The organism is Pseudomonas sp. LSJ-87 (assembly GCF_032971465.1).
Lineage (GTDB): Bacteria > Pseudomonadota > Gammaproteobacteria > Pseudomonadales > Pseudomonadaceae > Aquipseudomonas > Aquipseudomonas putida_Z.
The window spans coordinates 1-1286 of sequence record NZ_JAWJYQ010000103.1; the positions used below are offsets into that span (position 1 = coordinate 1).

Annotated in this window: 1 protein-coding gene; it reads left to right on the forward strand. The window is 61.9% G+C overall.

The features are described from left to right. On the forward strand, window positions 1-1286 hold a 1286-nt coding region (bamA, locus tag RYH74_RS26250; protein WP_085619580.1), incomplete at both ends, for an outer membrane protein assembly factor BamA.

Consider the following 1286-nt stretch of genomic DNA (forward strand, 5'->3'; position numbering starts at 1 on the left):
ATCCGCGTCAACGGCCTGCAGCGGGTTTCCGCCGGCAGTGTCTTCGGTGCCTTGCCGCTGAACGTCGGCGACCAGGCCGATGACCGCCGACTGGTGGAGTCGACCCGTTCCCTGTTCAAGACCGGCTTCTTCCAGGACATCCAGCTGAACCGCGATGGCAATGTCCTGATCATCAACGTGGTCGAGCGCCCGTCGGTGTCGAGCATCGAGATCGAAGGCAACAAGGCCATCAGCACCGAAGACCTGATGAAGGGCCTGAAGCAATCCGGCCTGGCCGAAGGCGAGATCTTCCAGCGTGCCACCCTCGAAGGTGTGCGTAACGAACTGCAGCGCCAGTACGTGGCCCAGGGCCGCTACTCGGCCGAGGTCGACGCCGAGGTGGTGCCGCAGCCGCGCAACCGTGTGGCGCTGAAGATCAAGATCAACGAAGGCACCGTCGCCGCCATCCAGCACATCAACATCGTTGGCAACAACGTGTTCGACGACGAGACCCTGGCGCAGCTGTTCGAGCTGAAGACCACCAACTGGCTGTCGTTCTTCAAGAACGACGACAAGTACGCCCGCGAAAAGCTCTCCGGTGACCTGGAGCGCCTGCGTTCCTACTACCTGGACCGCGGCTACATCAACATGGACATCGCCTCCACCCAGGTGTCCATCACGCCGGACAAGAAACACGTCTACATCACCGTCAACATCAACGAAGGCGAGAAGTACACCGTCCGCGACGTGAAGCTGTCCGGTGACCTGAAAGTGCCGGAAGACCAGGTCAAGTCGCTGCTGCTGGTGCAGCCAGGCCAGGTGTTCTCGCGCAAGGTGATGACCAGCACTTCCGAGCTGATCACCCGCCGCCTGGGTAACGAAGGCTACACCTTCGCCAACGTCAACGGCGTGCCGCAGCCGAACGATGAAGACCACACCGTCGACATCATGTTCGTGGTCGACCCGGGCAAGCGTGCCTACGTCAACCGCATCAACTACCGCGGCAACACCAAGACCGAAGACGAAGTGCTGCGTCGCGAAATGCGCCAGATGGAAGGCGGCTGGGCATCGACCTACCTGATCGACCAGTCCAAGACCCGTCTGGAACGCCTGGGCTTCTTCAAGGAAGTGAACGTCGAGACCCCGCCGGTGCCGGGCACCGACGACCAGGTCGACGTCAACTACAGCGTCGAGGAGCAGGCTTCCGGCTCGATCACCGCCAGCGTCGGTTTCGCCCAGAGCGCCGGCCTGATCCTCGGTGGCTCGATCAGCCAGAGCAACTTCCTCGGTACCGGTAACAAGGTGTC